13 protein-coding genes are annotated in these 14,562 nt (G+C 67.2%); 9 read left to right on the top strand and 4 right to left on the bottom strand.

Going from position 1 to position 14,562, the window contains the following annotated elements:
• Window positions 1-2 precede the first annotated feature (2 nt).
• The 7 genes from gtdA to ACFYLW_RS13310 all read left to right on the top strand — a co-directional run bounded on the left by gtdA (window position 3) and on the right by ACFYLW_RS13310 (window position 9,503).
• Window positions 3-1,058: a gentisate 1,2-dioxygenase gene (gene gtdA, locus ACFYLW_RS13340; protein WP_312063734.1), complete on the top strand. Its 1,056-nt coding sequence runs from the start codon at window positions 3-5 to the stop codon at window positions 1,056-1,058.
• Window positions 1,055-1,750 carry a fumarylacetoacetate hydrolase family protein gene (locus tag ACFYLW_RS13335; RefSeq protein WP_312063735.1) on the top strand — a complete coding sequence of 232 codons (696 nt, stop codon included), beginning with the start codon at window positions 1,055-1,057 and terminating at the stop codon, window positions 1,748-1,750. Before gtdA ends, ACFYLW_RS13335 begins: the two co-directional genes overlap by 4 nt.
• Before the next feature lie 71 nt (window positions 1,751-1,821).
• Window positions 1,822-3,156: an MFS transporter gene (locus ACFYLW_RS13330; protein WP_312063737.1), complete on the top strand. Its 1,335-nt coding sequence runs from the start codon at window positions 1,822-1,824 to the stop codon at window positions 3,154-3,156.
• Window positions 3,157-3,160: 4 nt separating this feature from the next.
• Window positions 3,161-3,790 carry a maleylacetoacetate isomerase gene (gene maiA / locus ACFYLW_RS13325; protein WP_312063739.1) on the top strand — a complete coding sequence of 210 codons (630 nt, stop codon included), beginning with the start codon at window positions 3,161-3,163 and terminating at the stop codon, window positions 3,788-3,790.
• 56 nt (window positions 3,791-3,846) lie between these two features.
• Window positions 3,847-5,295: an alginate export family protein gene (locus ACFYLW_RS13320; RefSeq protein WP_312063741.1), complete on the top strand. Its 1,449-nt coding sequence runs from the start codon at window positions 3,847-3,849 to the stop codon at window positions 5,293-5,295.
• Window positions 5,296-5,583: 288 nt separating this feature from the next.
• Window positions 5,584-8,595: a TonB-dependent receptor domain-containing protein gene (locus tag ACFYLW_RS13315; RefSeq protein WP_312063742.1), complete on the top strand. Its 3,012-nt coding sequence runs from the start codon at window positions 5,584-5,586 to the stop codon at window positions 8,593-8,595.
• A gap of 116 nt (window positions 8,596-8,711) precedes the next feature.
• Entirely contained in the window at window positions 8,712-9,503 is a 792-nt protein-coding gene (locus tag ACFYLW_RS13310) for a hypothetical protein (protein ID WP_292083477.1), read from the top strand.
• Here ACFYLW_RS13310 and ACFYLW_RS13305 read toward each other — a convergent pair.
• Window positions 9,500-11,200, bottom strand: a complete 1,701-nt coding sequence (locus ACFYLW_RS13305) for a M1 family metallopeptidase (RefSeq protein ID WP_312063744.1) — start codon at window positions 11,198-11,200, stop codon at window positions 9,500-9,502. The two genes, ACFYLW_RS13310 and ACFYLW_RS13305, sit on opposite strands and share 4 nt — an antisense overlap.
• A 110-nt stretch (window positions 11,201-11,310) precedes the next feature.
• Window positions 11,311-11,607, bottom strand: coding sequence for a 50S ribosomal protein L28 (gene rpmB, locus ACFYLW_RS13300; RefSeq protein ID WP_292083479.1), 297 nt, complete (start codon window positions 11,605-11,607; stop codon window positions 11,311-11,313).
• A gap of 254 nt (window positions 11,608-11,861) precedes the next feature.
• Here rpmB and ACFYLW_RS13295 point away from each other — a divergent pair, with 254 nt between their 5' ends.
• On the top strand, window positions 11,862-12,338 hold the full coding sequence (locus ACFYLW_RS13295; protein ID WP_313101664.1) for a DUF3617 family protein: 477 nt from the start codon (window positions 11,862-11,864) through the stop codon (window positions 12,336-12,338).
• Here the strand turns inward: ACFYLW_RS13295 and ACFYLW_RS13290 are convergent.
• Entirely contained in the window at window positions 12,335-12,964 is a 630-nt protein-coding gene (locus tag ACFYLW_RS13290) for a DUF2306 domain-containing protein (protein ID WP_312063746.1), read from the bottom strand. The two genes, ACFYLW_RS13295 and ACFYLW_RS13290, sit on opposite strands and share 4 nt — an antisense overlap.
• Here ACFYLW_RS13290 and ACFYLW_RS13285 point away from each other — a divergent pair.
• Entirely contained in the window at window positions 12,963-13,844 is an 882-nt protein-coding gene (locus ACFYLW_RS13285) for a LytTR family DNA-binding domain-containing protein (protein ID WP_312063747.1), read from the top strand. The genes ACFYLW_RS13290 and ACFYLW_RS13285 overlap by 2 nt on opposite strands.
• A gap of 61 nt (window positions 13,845-13,905) precedes the next feature.
• Here the strand turns inward: ACFYLW_RS13285 and ACFYLW_RS13280 are convergent, their stop codons facing one another.
• Entirely contained in the window at window positions 13,906-14,466 is a 561-nt protein-coding gene (locus ACFYLW_RS13280; RefSeq protein ID WP_105564399.1) for a CarD family transcriptional regulator, read from the bottom strand.
• Window positions 14,467-14,562 lie beyond the last annotated feature (96 nt).

The raw sequence follows: 14,562 nt of genomic DNA, 5'->3' as shown, positions 1-14,562 counted from the left end.
CCATGCACGAGGTCCTGTCCAACGACCAGCAGTCCCAGCTGAACGCCCTCTATGAGCAGATGGAGCCCGAAGGCCTCTATCCCCTGTGGGAAAAGCTGTCGGCCCTGGTCCTGCCCAAGCCGGATTCTCCCGCCAAGGTGCACAAGTGGTCCTATGACAATGCGCGCGACTACCTGATGCGGGCGGGCGACCTGATCAGCGCCAAACAGGCCGAGCGCCGCGTGCTGATCCTGGAGAACCCCGGCCTGCCGGGCCATTCGGGCATCACGCCCAGCCTCTACGCCGGTCTGCAACTGATCCTGCCTGGCGAGATCGCTCCGGCCCACCGCCATGCCCAGTGCGCCCTGCGCTTCGTCATGGAGGGCGGCGGCGCCTATACCTCGGTGGACGGCGAGAAGGCGGTGATGCAGCCCTTCGACCTGGTGCTGACGCCGGGCGGCCAGTGGCACGACCACGGCAATCCGACCGAGACGCCGATGATCTGGCTGGACGGTCTGGACATCCCCACCGTCCGTCACTTCGACGCCAGCTTCGCCGAGGGCTATTCGGAAGACCAGTTCCCCGAACAGGCCCCGGCCGGCGACAGCCTGAACCGCTATGGCCGCAACATGCGTCCGCTGAAAGGCCACACGGCGGATCGCCGCCCGGCGCATCAGCCGCTGTTCCACTATCCCTACGCCGAGTGGCGTCCGGCGCTGGACGCCATGGCCGAGAGCGGCGCCGAGATCGACCCGCATCTGGGTCACGCGCTGGAGTTCATGAACCCGATCAACGGCGGGCCGATCATGGCCACCATCTCGGCCCATGTCCGCCTGCTGCCGGAAGGCTTTGAAAGCAAGCCGCGCCGCTCGACCGACGGCACCATCTTCGTGGTCGTCGAAGGGACGGGCGAGGCGGTCGTCGAGGGCGAGACAATCGCCCTGAAGCCGCGCGACATCGTGGTCGTGCCGTCGTGGAAATCGGTCGCCTTCAAGGCGGCCAGCCGGCTGGTCCTGTTCGGATACTCCGACAAGGCCTGTCAGGAAAAACTGAACCTCTACAAGGAAGAGAACGCATGAGCCTGCTGTTCCAACCGCAAGCGCCCGTGCTTGCCCCGACCAACACCGGGGACGAATTCCCGGTCCGCCGCATCTTCTGCGTCGGCCGCAACTATGCCGCTCACGCCCGCGAAATGGGCCGCGACCCGGACCGCGAGCCGCCCTTCTTCTTCACCGCCTGGGCCGAGACCGTCGTGCCGGACGGCACGACCATCGCCTATCCGTCCAAGACCGAGAACTTCCACTATGAGGCCGAGCTGGTGGTCGCCATCGGCAAGGGCGGTCGCGACATCGCCGCCCGGGACGCGCTGGACCACGTCTGGGGCTACGCCACCGGCCTGGACATGACGCGCCGCGACCTGCAGCTGGAAGCCCGCGCGCAAGGCCGTCCGTGGGACACCGGCAAGAACGTCGAGCAGTCGTCGCCGCTGGGCCTGATCCACAAGGCGGGCGAGGGCTTTGATCCCGAGAACGGCAAGATCGAGCTGACCGTCAACGGCGAGGTCAAGCAGTCGGCGGATCTGGCCGATCTGATCTGGCCGGTGGCGGACATCGTCGCCTACCTGTCGGGTCTGTGGGAGATCCAGCCCGGCGACCTGATCTATACCGGCACCCCCGCCGGCGTCGGCGCCGTCGTCGAAGGCGACGCCATGACCGTGACCATCGACGGCCTGACCCCCCTCAACATCAAGGTCGGCCCGCCCGCCGCCTGATCCTTTTTTCCAACATCATCAACACAAGGAGAGGCGCGCGACAGACGCGCCCTCCCAGGAGGACGACACAAATGGCAGCCATGGGTGAGGGGGGCGGAAACGCCGTCATCGACCGGGCCAAGTTCGGCCCGCTACAGTTCGGCGTCACGGCGCTGTGCTTCATCATCGCCATGCTCGACGGCTTCGACACCCAGTCGATCGCCTTCGTCGCGCCCAAGATCGCCGAGGACTGGGGCCTGGCCCCGTCGGCCTTCGGCCCGATCTTCGCCATCGGCCTTCTGGGCCTGACGGTCGGCGCCTTCACCCTGAGCCCGGCGGCGGACAAGTTCGGCCGCAAGACGGTCATCCTGATCTCGACCTTCATCTTCGGCCTGTTCGCCCTGCTGACGGCCTTCTCGACCTCGATGAACGAACTGCTGATCTATCGCTTCATCACCGGCGTCGGTCTGGGCGCCGCCATGCCCAACATCATCGCCCTGACCAGCGAATACGGCCCGGCCCGACTGCGCGCGACCCTGGTGACGGTCATGTTCTGCGGCTTCCCGCTGGGCTCGACCATCGGCGGTCTGATCTCGACCTGGTTAATCGCCACTTGGGACTGGCATTCGGTCTTCGTCGTCGGCGGCGTCTTGCCGCTGCTGCTGCTGCCGGTGCTCTATTTCATGCTGCCGGAATCGGTGCGTTTCCTGGTCGCCAAGGGCGCGCCGGAGCACAAGATCGCCCCGATCGTGAAGAAGATCGACGCTGACGCCTCGGTCAGCGAATTCATCGCCGGCCTGAAGCACGAGCAGACGTCGGCGGCCAAGGGCTTCTCGGTCTTCCAGCTGTTCCGTGAAGGCCGCGCCCCGGTGACCCTGCTGCTGTGGGTCGCCTTCTTCATGAACCTGCTGGTCATGTACTTCCTGGTGAACTGGCTGCCGACCCTGCTGAAGGGCGCCGGTCTGCCGCTCGGCATGGCCATCCTGTCCACCGCCACCCTGAACCTGGGCGGCGTCGTCGGCGCCATCGTCCTGGGCCGGATGATCGACAAGATCAGCCCCTATGTCGTCCTGGGTTCGGCCTACGCCGCCTCGGCCGCCTTCATCGCCCTGCTGGCCTTCGGCGGCACGAACCTGACGGTCCTGCTGGTCGGCGCGGCCCTGTCCGGCTTCGGCGTCGTCGGCGCCCAGATCGGCTGCAACGCCCTGACGGCGGCCGTCTATCCGACCGCCATCCGCGCCACCGGCGTGGGCTGGGCCCTGGGCGTGGGCCGGATCGGCGCCATCGTCGGCCCGCTGGTCGGCGGCGTGCTGCTGGCCGCCGGCTGGAGCCCGCAGAACCTGATCCTGCTGGCGGTCATCCCCGCCGTGATCGCCTCGATCGCGGTCTTCACCCTCGGCGGCGTGCGCCGTCGCGCCGGAGTCTGACCCCATGATCCTGCACGGTTATTTCCGCTCCACGGCCTCCTGGCGGGTTCGTATCGCCCTGGGCCTCAAGGGACTGGAGGCCGTGCAGGTCATCCATCACCTGCGCAAGGGCGAGCAGCGGGCGCCGGAATATCTGGCGCTCAACCCGCAGGGCCTGCTGCCCGCCTTCGTCACCGACGACGGCGCGGTCCTGACCCAGTCGCTGGTTATCATCGAGTACCTCGACGAGACCTCGCCCGAGCCGTCGCTGCTGCCCGCCGATCCGGTGCAGAAGGCCAGGGTCCGGGCCGTGGCCCAGGCCGTCGCCTGCGACATCCACCCGGTGCAGAACCTCAAGGTGCTGCAACGCCTGCGCGACCTCGGTCTGGGCGAAGACGTGGTTCAGGCCTGGGCCGCCACGGTCATCGAGGAAGGCCTCGATGCGGTCGACAAGCTGCTGGCCGACCAGCCGGGACCCTTCGCCTTCGGCGACGCTCCGACCCTGGCCGACCTGTGCATCGTGCCGCAGCTGGGCAACGCCCGCCGTTTCGGCGTCGAGCTGCGCTGGCCGCGTCTACTGGCCATTGAAGCCGCCTGTCTCGAACTGCCCGCCTTCCAGAACGCCGCCCCGGGCCGACAGCCCGACGCCGAATAAATCACCCCAATCGAACCGAGCGCGGAGCCAACCGCGCCCTTTCCCGGAGGACATCCATGAGTATCGCCGCTGCGGCCGCCGCCGCATTGCTTTCGCACGCCCCCATGCCCGCCGACGCCGAGGCGGCGATCCAGACCGCGCCCGCTGCGGTTCCGGTCGCCGCGCCTGCCGCCCCGGCCGCGCCGCCGCCGTTCAAGCTGATCAATCACGACGAGAACTACGCTTATCTGGCTGATCCGGCCAGGCGCACCTCGACCTGGTCGAAGTTCAAATATGTGCCGGTCGGCGGCGAGGGCAGCCCCGTCTGGGCCAGCTTCGGCGGCGAGCTGCGCTTCCGCGCCGAGCACCGCGACAACGAGCGCTTCGGTCGCGGGGCTCAGGATACCGGCGGCGACTTCCAGACCCGCGCCCGCCTGTGGGGTGAACTGAACCTGGGCTCTTCGCTGCGGGCCTTCGTCGACGTGCAGGACGCCCGCACCTCGGGCCTGGCCAGCGGCGAGCCGGTGATCGAGGAAAACCGCACGGACCTGCATCAGGCCTTCGTTGAAGCGAAGACTGGTCTCGGCGGAGGCACGGTGCGCGTCCGCGCGGGCCGTCAGGAGTTCGGCCAGGGCGGCTTCCGCCTGTTCGACATGCGCGAGGGCGCCAACGCCCGCGTGGCCCTGGACATGGTGCGGGTCCTGTATGACAGCCCGACCGGCTGGAGCGGCGGCGCCTTCGCCGGCTACGCCCTGCGTGAAGGCAAGGCCTCGTGGGACGACGCGACGAACTTCGATTATCGCCTCTATGGCGCGACGGCGGCGAAGACGCTGGGGCATGGGGCGACGGCGCCGAAACTGGAGCTGCTCTACGCCAACACCGACCGCCTGACGACGCCGTTTTACGGTCAGGTCGCGGGGCGCGACGACCGCGACACCCTGTCGGTGCGCCTGTCGGGCAAGGTCGCGCCTTGGGACTATGAGATCGAGGCGGTCAAACAGTGGGGCTCGTTCCGCGATCTCGACATCGACGCCTGGTTCGTCTCGGCGGTCGGCGGGCGCACCTTCTCGAGCGTGAAGTGGTCGCCGCGCCTGGCCGTGCGTCTGGACGTCGGCTCGGGCGACAAGGACCCTAACGACGGCAAGCTGAACAGCTTCAACCCCCTGTTCCCGCAGCCGGCGGCCCTGCGCACCGATCTGGGTTTCGCCAACATGGTGCTGCTGCAGCCCGAGGTGACGGTGCGCCCGTCGCCCAAGCTGACCCTGGGCGCCAACACCGCCGGCCTGTGGCGTCAGAGCAAGGACGACGGCCTCTACGCCCTGTCCGGCATGGTTCTGCGCGGCGCCAATGAAGGACAGTCGTCCTATGTCGGCTGGCGCACCGGCGTCTTCGCCCGCTACGCCTTGACCCCCTATGTCTCGCTGATGGGCGTCGCCAACTACACCAAGGCCGGCGACTTCCTGAAGGAGACCGGGACGGCGGAAGACCAGTCCTATCTCGGGACCTTCCTGACCTTCCGCTTCTGACCATTCGGCTCTGAGCCTGGCGTTACAAATGAGGAGCCCCGTCGCCGCGACGGGGCTCTTTCTTTTTGCGCCAGAGACGATCCGAGGGCTCGGCGCCACGGCGTCAGCACGGGTGCGGCGGGCGTTCCATCGATGCTCGAGGCTGTGGCGATACTGCAACGGCGTTACGTCAAAAGCGTCTTCATTGCGGTTGCGGTGGTGCAATTGCGGCGGTTTTGGCGAAGTTTGATGAACTTGTCGTAATGAAAATGTTGCTGTTCGGACTCGTTGAGAAACGGGAGGGACGGGTTGAAAAAGGACACAGTGATCAAGATGACGCCGCAAAATCGTCTGCGCTATTCCTCCTCGCTCTTCGGCGGCGCTGTAGCGGCGCTGCTGGCGACGAGCCCAGCCTTCGCTCAAACGACGCCGCCGGCCGCCGTGGACGACCAGGCCACCCAGGTTGAAGAAGTCATCGTCACCGGGTCGCGCATTCCGAAGAATGAGTTCACCAGCGCCTCGCCGGTGCAGGTGATCACCAGCGAACGCGCCCAGGCGCGGGGCCTGAGCGACACGGCTCAGATGCTGCAGTCGTCCACCGTCGCCGCCGGTTCGCCGCAGGTGAACAGCACGATTTCCAGCGCCTTCGTGACCGATGGCGGCCCCGGCGCCTCGACGATCTCGTTGCGCGGTCTGGGCGCCAACCGGACCCTGGTCCTGCTCAACGGGCGTCGCGCCGGCCCGGCCGGCACGCGCGGCGGCGTGTCCGCCTTCGACCTGAACGTCATTCCGCAGTCGGCGATCAATCGCGTCGACGTGCTGAAGGACGGCGCCTCGTCCATCTATGGCTCGGACGCCGTGGCCGGGGTGGTCAACCTGATCACCAATCGCGGTCGCGATGGCGGGGAGATGGGCGTCTTCGCCACAGCGCCCCTGGACGGCGGCGGCGAGCAGTACAACATCTCCGGCTCCTTCGGGAAGAAGTTCGACCGGGGCTACATCAACCTGTCGGCCGACTACTATCGCCAGGAGGCGCTGCGCGCCGGCGACCGCGACTTCCTGATCTGCAAGAACCAGTATGTGTTCGAGCCGGGCACCCGCAATCGCGCCGACCGGATCGACCCGCGCACCGGCGAGCCGACCTGTAACGACACCCTGTGGGGACAGGTCTATGTCTATGGCCCCGGCTTCACCGGCCGCGCGGGTCGCTTCCAATACGATTACGACGGCGACCTGGGCAAATACATCCCGGCCCGTCCGACCAATCCGGCCACCAGCGCCCAGTATCCGGTGGCGCCCAACGGCTTCTATCTGGTCAACTACGACGCCGCCTCGCGCGCGGTCGTCAACGCCAGCCACCCCTTCGCACGCGAAGAGTCCATCGTCCCCGAGATCGAGCGCTACACGGCCTTCGTCGATGGCGCCTATGACGTCGGCGGCGGCGTGGAAGTCTATGGCGAGTTCCTGCTGAACCGTCGCGAGAGCCGCACCGACAGCTATCGGCAGTTCTGGAACTACACCTACACCTCGACGGGGCTGGGCTATGGCGGGGATCCCGTCACCGGCTTCAGCGGCGACTACTATCTGAGCGCGACGCCGATCACGGACCACTTCGATCAGTCGCAACGCGTGGACTACATCCGCGGCGTGGCCGGCGTTCGCGGCGATCTGAACCTGTTCTCCAACACCTGGAAATGGGACGTCTTCGCCCAGTACAGCCGTTCTGACGGCGACTACACCTCGGACGTGATCCTGGACGACGCCGTGGCGTCGACCAACTTCAAGACGTCGAGCTGCGTCGGCAGCAACCTGCCGGTCAGCGGCCGCAAGTGCATCGACATGGACTTCACCGATCCTCGCGTGCTGCGCGGGGATCTGAGCGCCGAAGAGCGGGCCTTCCTGTTCGACACGGAAACCGGCAACACCCTCTACGAGCAGACCTATGTGGAAGGCTCGATCGGCGGCAATCTGTTTGAACTGCCGGCCGGACCTCTGGGCTTGGCGCTGGGTTTCCACATCCGTCGTGACGAGATCAATGATACGCCCGGCGAAGTGACCCTGGCCGACAACAGCTGGGGTCTGTCGGGCGCCGGCATCACCCAGGGCAGCGAAGACACCCGCGAAGCCTATGCCGAGCTGGCCGTGCCCCTGCTCAAGGACTTCCCCTTCGTCCAAGGGCTCGATCTGTCGCTGTCGGGACGCTACACCGACACCAAGACCTCCGGCGACGCCTCGACCTACAAGGTGGGTCTGAACTGGGCGGTGAACGACGCCGTGCGCTTCCGCGCGACCCACGGCACCTCGTTCCGCGCTCCGGCCCTGTTCGAACTGTATCTGGCGGACCAGACCAGCTTCGCCGGACAGCGCAATATCGACCCCTGCCTGAACCTGGACACGCGTCTGGCCGACGGCGCCGTGACGCAGAAGCTCTATGACAACTGCCGCAATGCGGCGGGTCCGGGCGGCGGCGTGGCCGGCGACTTCACCGGGGGCAACGCCTCGGCCGAGGTGGTCACCGGCGGCGGTCTGGGCGTTCTGACGCCGGAAACCTCGAAGGCGACGGTGGTGGGCGTCATCATCACCCCGCCCGAAACCGGCATCAGCCTGGCGGTCGATTACTTCGACATCAACATCAACAACCAGGTGACCAACCTGGGCGCCGGCGGGATCCTGACGGCCTGCTATCTGTCGGACAACTTCCCGACCGATCCGATCTGCAACCAGTTCGACCGCGATCCGACCCTGGGGATCACCCAGGTGCGCGACAGCTTCATCAACATCGCCGAGCAGACGAACCGCGGCCTGGACTTCACCTTCCGCTTCATCACCGAGACGCCCTGGGGTGAGCTGACGCTGGACAGCCAGACGACCTGGACCCTGGAGAACTACACGGCGGTGTTCGCGGACAGCTCGGTCGATCCCCTGGGCGAGGTCGGCTATCCTGAACTGGTCGGCAATATCAACGCCAGCTTCTCGCGCGGTCCGTGGACGGCCTACTGGGGCTTCGACTGGATCGGCAACCAGTCCAGCGCGGGCGAGTATCTGGAAAGCAATGGCTCGCTCTTCACGACCATCGACGGCCGTCGCGTCGAAGTGAAGGCCGACGCCGAGTTCACCGGCTTCCACAGCGCCTCGCTGGCCTATCAGTTCGACGACTGGAAGCTGATCGGCGGCGTGGCCAACATCTTCGACGAGAAGCCGCCCGCAGCCTCGACCATCATCGGCGAGTACTCGACGACGGGGAACTCGATCCTCGCGTCGCAGTACACCGAGGCCTATTACGGCCGTCGCGTCTTCGTTCGGATCAGCAAGTCCTTCTGATCGAAAGAACATCTGTGTTCCGGGAGGGCGGCGAGGCTTCTCGCCGCCCTTTCCATTTTTGTGCTGTGCGGCGAGGCGGACCCTGCCTTATCCATGGCTGAGGCTTAGGGGGAAGCATGGCTATCATCACCGGGATCAAGGACACGCTGGACGCCGAGGTGGCGCGGTTCTCACAGACGCCGCTGGCGCAGCCGGTCCTGCTTAACAGCGTGCCCAAGGGCGGCACCCATCTGTTGCGCAACATCGTCAGGATGTTCGTGCCCGTCGAGCAGCACTACGATCGCGACTTCGTGCAGATCCCCAACATGCATCTGCACCTGGAGGCCTTCAATCCGCACGCGCCCCGGCTCAGCGCCGCGCACCTGCTGTTCAGCGACCAGGCCGCCGCCAATGTCCGCACCGCCCGTCATGTCCTGCTGGTGCGCGACCCCTACGACTGGGTGCTGGCGCGCGCCCGGTTCTTTGTCTCGGACACCTTCCATCAGGAGAATTTGGAGCATCTGAAGTCCGGCGTGTTCAACGCCGACATGCTGATGAACTTCATGATCTTCGGCCTGCATGGGAAGACGCCGGCCCTGGCCGACATCTACACGCACAATGCCGCCTCCTGGCTTGGGACGGGGGTCTATCTGGTCCGTTACGAGGATATTCTGGCGGCGCTGGGCGATCTGGATGCGCCGTCGTCAGAGGCCTATTTCCGCGCGCTTCTGGACGCCTGCGGCATCGCCTTGCCGGAAGACTGGAAGGCGCGCGTGCGGATCGGCTCGGACCGCAAGCTGAGCCGGACGGCGCGCGAGAACCTGATGTTGCCGGAAGGCATGACCTTCCCGTCGGAACTGCCAGAGCAGCAAAAGCGGCTGGTGGACTTCCACGCGCCCGGCCTGCGCAGCCTGCTGGGCTACGCCTAGCCGGCGCTCTGAGACGCCTTCCAGACCTCGAGGTACTCCAGGCGGCGCAGCACCTTTGAACCGGGGTCCAGCAGGATGTGGGCGCTGGAGGGCGCCGTGAAGACGGCGCGACCGTCGGTCATGGGCAGGGCGCGCAGACGGCCGTCCACCTCGACCTCGACAGGCAGGGGGAAGGGGCGGCCGTTTCCGGTCTTCCACTCCAGGGTGACGCGCTCGCCGTCGCGGGTCATGACCAGATCGGGCAGGGCGGCCTGATAGAGGTAGGCGTCGAAGAACCAGCCCAGATCGCGGCCGGTCACCTGATTGACGATGGCGATGAACTCGGGCGTCGTGGCGTAGCGCGGGGCGAAGTTCCCCGGCTTGGGATCCGGGCGGCCATAGACCAGTCGGCGCAGGGATTCGTAGAAGGCCTCGTCGCCGATGTAGAGGCGCAGGGTGTGGGCGATCAGGGCGCCCTTGTAATAGAGGTCCAGCCCCGGCCCGGTCTCGCCGTTGTAGACCGTGCCCGCGTCCTGGGGCTTGCCCGAGACCACGGGGAAACGATTGGCCAGCGTCAGCCGCATGGTCTGCAGTTCGGACTGCATGGCGCGCTCGCCGTTCAGCCAGCGGGCGTAGAGGGGCTGCATATAGGTGCCGAAGCCCTCGTGCAGCCACATGTCGTCCCAGTCGGCGTTGGTCAGCTGATTGCCGAACCATTCGTGCGCCAGTTCGTGCTGCAGCAGCCAGTCGTAGCCCTTGCCGTCCAGCTTGTAGCCGTTGCCGTAGGCGTTGATGGTCTGGTGCTCCATGCCCAGGTGCGGAGTCTCGACCACGCCCATCTTCTCGTCGCCGAAGGGGAAGGGGCCGATGGTCGCCTCATAGAAGTCGAGCTGCTTGGGGAACTCGGCGAACAGGGCGGCGGCCTTGGCCGGATCGTCCGACGCCAGGCGCCAGAAGCGCAGGGGAATCACATTGCCGAAGCGGCTGGGGTAGTCGGCGGCCATCTCGACGAAGGGGCCGACGTTCAGGCTGATGGCGTAGGTGTCGGGCTGGCGCGCGGTCCAGTTCCAGGTGGTCGTGCCGTCGCCGTTGTCGGTCTTGCCCAGGAAGCGGCCGTTGGCCGGGGCGCTGAGGGCGGTCGGGACGGTGATGTGCAGATCGACGCGGTCGGGCTCGCCCTTCGGGTGGTCGACGCAGGGCCAGAACAGGTCGCAGCCTTCGCCCTGAACCGCGCTGGCGATCCAGGGCTGACCATCGGGCGTCTTGGCCCAGACGAAGCCGCCGTCCCAGGGCGCGCGCTTGGCCTGATGCGGGCGGCCCGCGTAGGCGATGCGGACCGAGGCGCGCTCGCCGGCCGCCAGCGGCCGCGGCAGGGGGATGGTCAGGCGGCCCTCGGGATTGGACCAGCCGGTGACCGCCTGGCCGTCCACGGTGACCGAGGTGATGGCGAACAGGGTGTCCAGTTCGACCACGACGGCGCTTGCCGGGGCCGCAGCGGTGAAGTCGAGAATGGCGACGCCCTCGATCGACTGGGTCTCGGGCAGAAGCTTGAACGACAGGTCCGCCTTGTCGAAGCGCAGGGCCAGTTGTTCCAATGTGCGGGGCGTGCCGCTGGACAGGGTGAAGGCCGTCGAATCGCGAGCGGGGGCGGCCTCCTGGGCCAGCGCCGGGGCGCTGATCAGGGCGGTGGTCAGGCAGAGGGCGGCGGTCAGGCGCAAGGCTTCGGCTCCGGCAGAGGTCGCGATGACCGTAGCGGGGGGCGACGAGGGCGCAAAGAAAAAGGCCGGTGTTTCCACCGGCCTCTTCAAATCTTGTCAGACGGCGCTGATTAAGCGGCGGTCTGCTCGGCCAGCTTGGCCTTGACCTGGCGCTTGATGCGCTGGGCGGCGACCGACAGCTTTTCGTCGCGAGCCTTGACGATGAAGGCGTCCAGGCCGCCCTTGTAGTCGAGGGTGCGCAGGGCGGCGTTCGAGATACGCAGCGAGAAGGTTTGGCCCAGCGATTCCGAGGCCACCTTGACCGTCTTCAGCGACGGCAGGAAGCGGCGCTTGGTCTTGATGTTCGAGTGGCTCACATTGTGGCCGACCATCGGGCCGATACCCGTGAGTTCGCAACGACGCGACATCTTAAGATCCTCAAGGTCACATCCGCGAGACGTGTGCGGACGCATGAAACAGGTGCACGCAGCGGGCGGACCCCTGCGAGAGAGGGGGCCGTATAGAGGAATGACTCGGAGGCCGTCAAGGCTGGAGTCGAGTCAGGCCAGGGATTCTGGCGGGGATCGAGGCTGTCCGGCGCGCGGGATCGCCTTCGTTCAGCCAGCGTTCAACGACCTGCTATACAGAGGATAGCATGAAGACCCATTGGAAGCCGTTCCCCATGAAGACGCTGCCTGTTTCGTTCGCTCGAGTCCTGGCCCTGGCCGCCCCCGTTGTCGCCGGCGCCGTCATGCTGGGCGCGCCTGCGGCGGCCCCCCAGGCCCAGACGGCGGCCCCGGCCCAGCCGGTTCTGCCGGGCTACTGGGAATACACCACCAGCGCACTGGGCAGCCGCGACACCGAGCAGAAGTGCGTGCGCCCCAGCGAGATCAACCGCTTCTTCGGCGGGCTGTCGACCAACCGCTGGAAATGCACCTATCCGACGCGTCAGGTCGGCGACGGGCGGGCGCGTTTCGAAGGCACCTGCCAGGACAAGAAGGGCCGTCGCGTCAGCGTGCGCCTGAACGGCACCTATCAAACCGAGAGCTTCCACTTCAACGGCGGCGCCCAGCTGATGCGGGGCACCCCCTATATCCCCGCCAGCATCACCGCGCGTCGTCTCAGCGCCCAGTGCCCGGCGAACGCCGAGTATTTCTAAGCCCTTCCTGAGCGGCGCAGCCAAAGCTCCGCCGCGATCAGGTTGGGAACCCAGGCCAGGAATGAGATGGCGCGGTACCAGGGCAGGAAGGGCAGATCCAGGATCATGACCAGCGGCAGGTAGAGCCGCAGGGTCACGGCGGCCAGGGTCAGGGCCCAGGAGCGGATCATCCAGCGGCGGTGCTCGTCGAGGCGGCCCTGCACGGCGGCGCGCCAGCCTAGGAGTGTTGTGGCGATCCAGAGGACGGCGAGGGCGCCGAAACCTGCCGAGGCGATGGGTCCTGCGTGGGAGCCGGGGGCCAGAATCAGACCCGCCAAGCCGCCGACCAGGCATCCCGCGCCATAGACCCTCCCGATCCAGCGGTGGGGCGGGCCGGCTGTGCGGCGCAGGACTGGCAGGAACTGGAGCGAACCCAGCGCCAGGGCCGTGACGGAGCCTGCGACGTGGACGAAGAGCCACGGAACTCCGAGCGGGTTGCCCAGGGCCTGGGCGGGCGTTTGCGGCGGTTGCAGCAGATAGCGCGCGGAGTAGGCGACGATCCCCAGGCAGAGGAGGGCGAGCAGCGCCCAGCCGATGTGGAAGCGCCAGGACGTGCGGCGGGTCGAAGGCGGGGCGGCGATGGTCATGCAGGGCCTCGTTGGCGGTTTCGCCGAACGCCATTGCCGGACGGGCGGCGGCTCGCTAGGCCTTGCTTCGCGAGCGGCGCCAGGGTTGCGCGAACGGGGCGGCATGAGCGGAGAGGCGACAAGGACGGGGGCGTCGGCCATGGCGCGGCGGTGGGGCGTCGACCTGGCCATGCTGATCGCGATCGGCCTGCTGATGGGCTTCCTGGGGCCGTTCGGCTCGGACCGCATCCCGGACGCCTATCGCTATATCTACTGGATGATCTGCATGGTCGGCGGCGGGGTGATCGGGATTACGGCCGATGAGCTGCTGAGCCGTCGCATGGCTTCGGGCTGGCGACGGGTCGCGGCCGTTTCGGTGCTGATGACGCCGGCGGTGTCGCTGCTGGTGTTGAGCACCGAGCACCTTCTCATGGGCGGGCGGCTCGACTGGCAGGGCTTCGGGCGCCTTCTCTGGCAGGTCTGGCCCATCCTGCTGGCGGTGATGGCGGTGCGAGCCCTGGTCTGGCGGCGTTCGCCGGCGCGCGTCGAGACGCGGACCATCATCGCCCCGCCCTTGCCCGAGGCCGAGGCCGCGTTCAGGCGGCGCCTGTCGGCGAAACGGCGCGCGGCGCGGCTGATCGCGATCGAGGCCCACGACCATTATCTGAAGGTCCACACGGATGCGGGGGTCGAACTGGTCGCCCTGCGTTTCGGCGACGCCCTGGAGGAACTGGGCGGCGCGCACGGCTGGCGCGTTCACCGGTCATGGTGGGTGGCGGCCGATGCGGTGGAGGATGTGCGCTGGCGGCGCGGCGTCGGCGAGCTGCGTCTGGTCGGCGGCCTGACGGCGCCGGTGAGCCGGACCTACGGCCCTGTGCTGAAAGAGGCGGGCTGGTTCTAGGGCTAAAGAAAAGGCCCGGCGTTTCCGCCGGGCCTTTGTCGTATCCGTCTGTCGCCGTGGATCAGGCGGCCTCGGCCTCGGCCTCGGCGGCGGCCAGTTCGGCGGCGGTCGGAACCGGCTTCTTGGCGCTCAGCGACTTGGCGAGAAGGGCGACGGCGGCGTCCTTGTCGATGCGGTTGGCGGCGGCGACTTCACGAGCCATGCGGTCCAGGGCCGATTCGTAGAGCTGACGCTCCGAATAGGACTGTTCCGGCTGGGTGTCGGCGCGGTGCAGGTCGCGGACCACTTCGGCGATCGAGATCAGGTCGCCCGAGTTGATCTTGGCTTCGTATTCCTGGGCGCGACGCGACCACATGGTGCGCTTGACGCGGGCGCGGCCCTTGAGGGTCGTCAGGGCCTTGGTGACGGTGTCGTCGGCGGCCAGGGTGCGCAGACCGGCGGTCTTGGCCTTCTTGGTCGGGACGCGCAGGGTCATTTTTTCATGGTCGAAGGTCACGACATAGACCTCCAGCGACATGCCGGCGACTTCCTGAGTCTCGATGGCGGCCACCTTGCCGACGCCATGGGCGGGATAGACCACCGCATCGCCAACCTTGAATTCCAGACCGGTCTTGCTCGTCATGTCATTCCTTTCCCGGAACAGGGGCGAAGCGAGGCGCTGAACGCAGCCGATGGGCGAAAACAACCCCGCCGCCGGAAACTGGTCCCGTCGGTTGGG

The organism is Brevundimonas sp. NPDC007368 (assembly GCF_042869015.1).
Lineage (GTDB): Bacteria > Pseudomonadota > Alphaproteobacteria > Caulobacterales > Caulobacteraceae > Brevundimonas.
The sequence above is the reverse complement of the archived record's forward strand: the minus strand, read 5'-3'. Positions and strand labels throughout refer to the sequence as shown.

Coding starts and splice junctions, on each gene's coding strand:
- ACFYLW_RS13295 (WP_313101664.1), top strand. CDS start 11,862: ATGAAGACGCTGCCTGTTTCGTTCGCTCGAGTCCTGGCCCTGGCCGCC.
- ACFYLW_RS13330 (WP_312063737.1), top strand. CDS start 1,822: ATGGCAGCCATGGGTGAGGGGGGCGGAAACGCCGTCATCGACCGGGCC.
- ACFYLW_RS13310 (WP_292083477.1), top strand. CDS start 8,712: ATGGCTATCATCACCGGGATCAAGGACACGCTGGACGCCGAGGTGGCG.
- ACFYLW_RS13290 (WP_312063746.1), bottom strand. CDS start 12,964: ATGACCATCGCCGCCCCGCCTTCGACCCGCCGCACGTCCTGGCGCTTC.
- maiA (WP_312063739.1), top strand. CDS start 3,161: ATGATCCTGCACGGTTATTTCCGCTCCACGGCCTCCTGGCGGGTTCGT.
- rpmB (WP_292083479.1), bottom strand. CDS start 11,607: ATGTCGCGTCGTTGCGAACTCACGGGTATCGGCCCGATGGTCGGCCAC.
- ACFYLW_RS13280 (WP_105564399.1), bottom strand. CDS start 14,466: ATGACGAGCAAGACCGGTCTGGAATTCAAGGTTGGCGATGCGGTGGTC.
- ACFYLW_RS13320 (WP_312063741.1), top strand. CDS start 3,847: ATGAGTATCGCCGCTGCGGCCGCCGCCGCATTGCTTTCGCACGCCCCC.
- ACFYLW_RS13335 (WP_312063735.1), top strand. CDS start 1,055: ATGAGCCTGCTGTTCCAACCGCAAGCGCCCGTGCTTGCCCCGACCAAC.
- ACFYLW_RS13285 (WP_312063747.1), top strand. CDS start 12,963: ATGCAGGGCCTCGTTGGCGGTTTCGCCGAACGCCATTGCCGGACGGGC.
- gtdA (WP_312063734.1), top strand. CDS start 3: ATGCACGAGGTCCTGTCCAACGACCAGCAGTCCCAGCTGAACGCCCTC.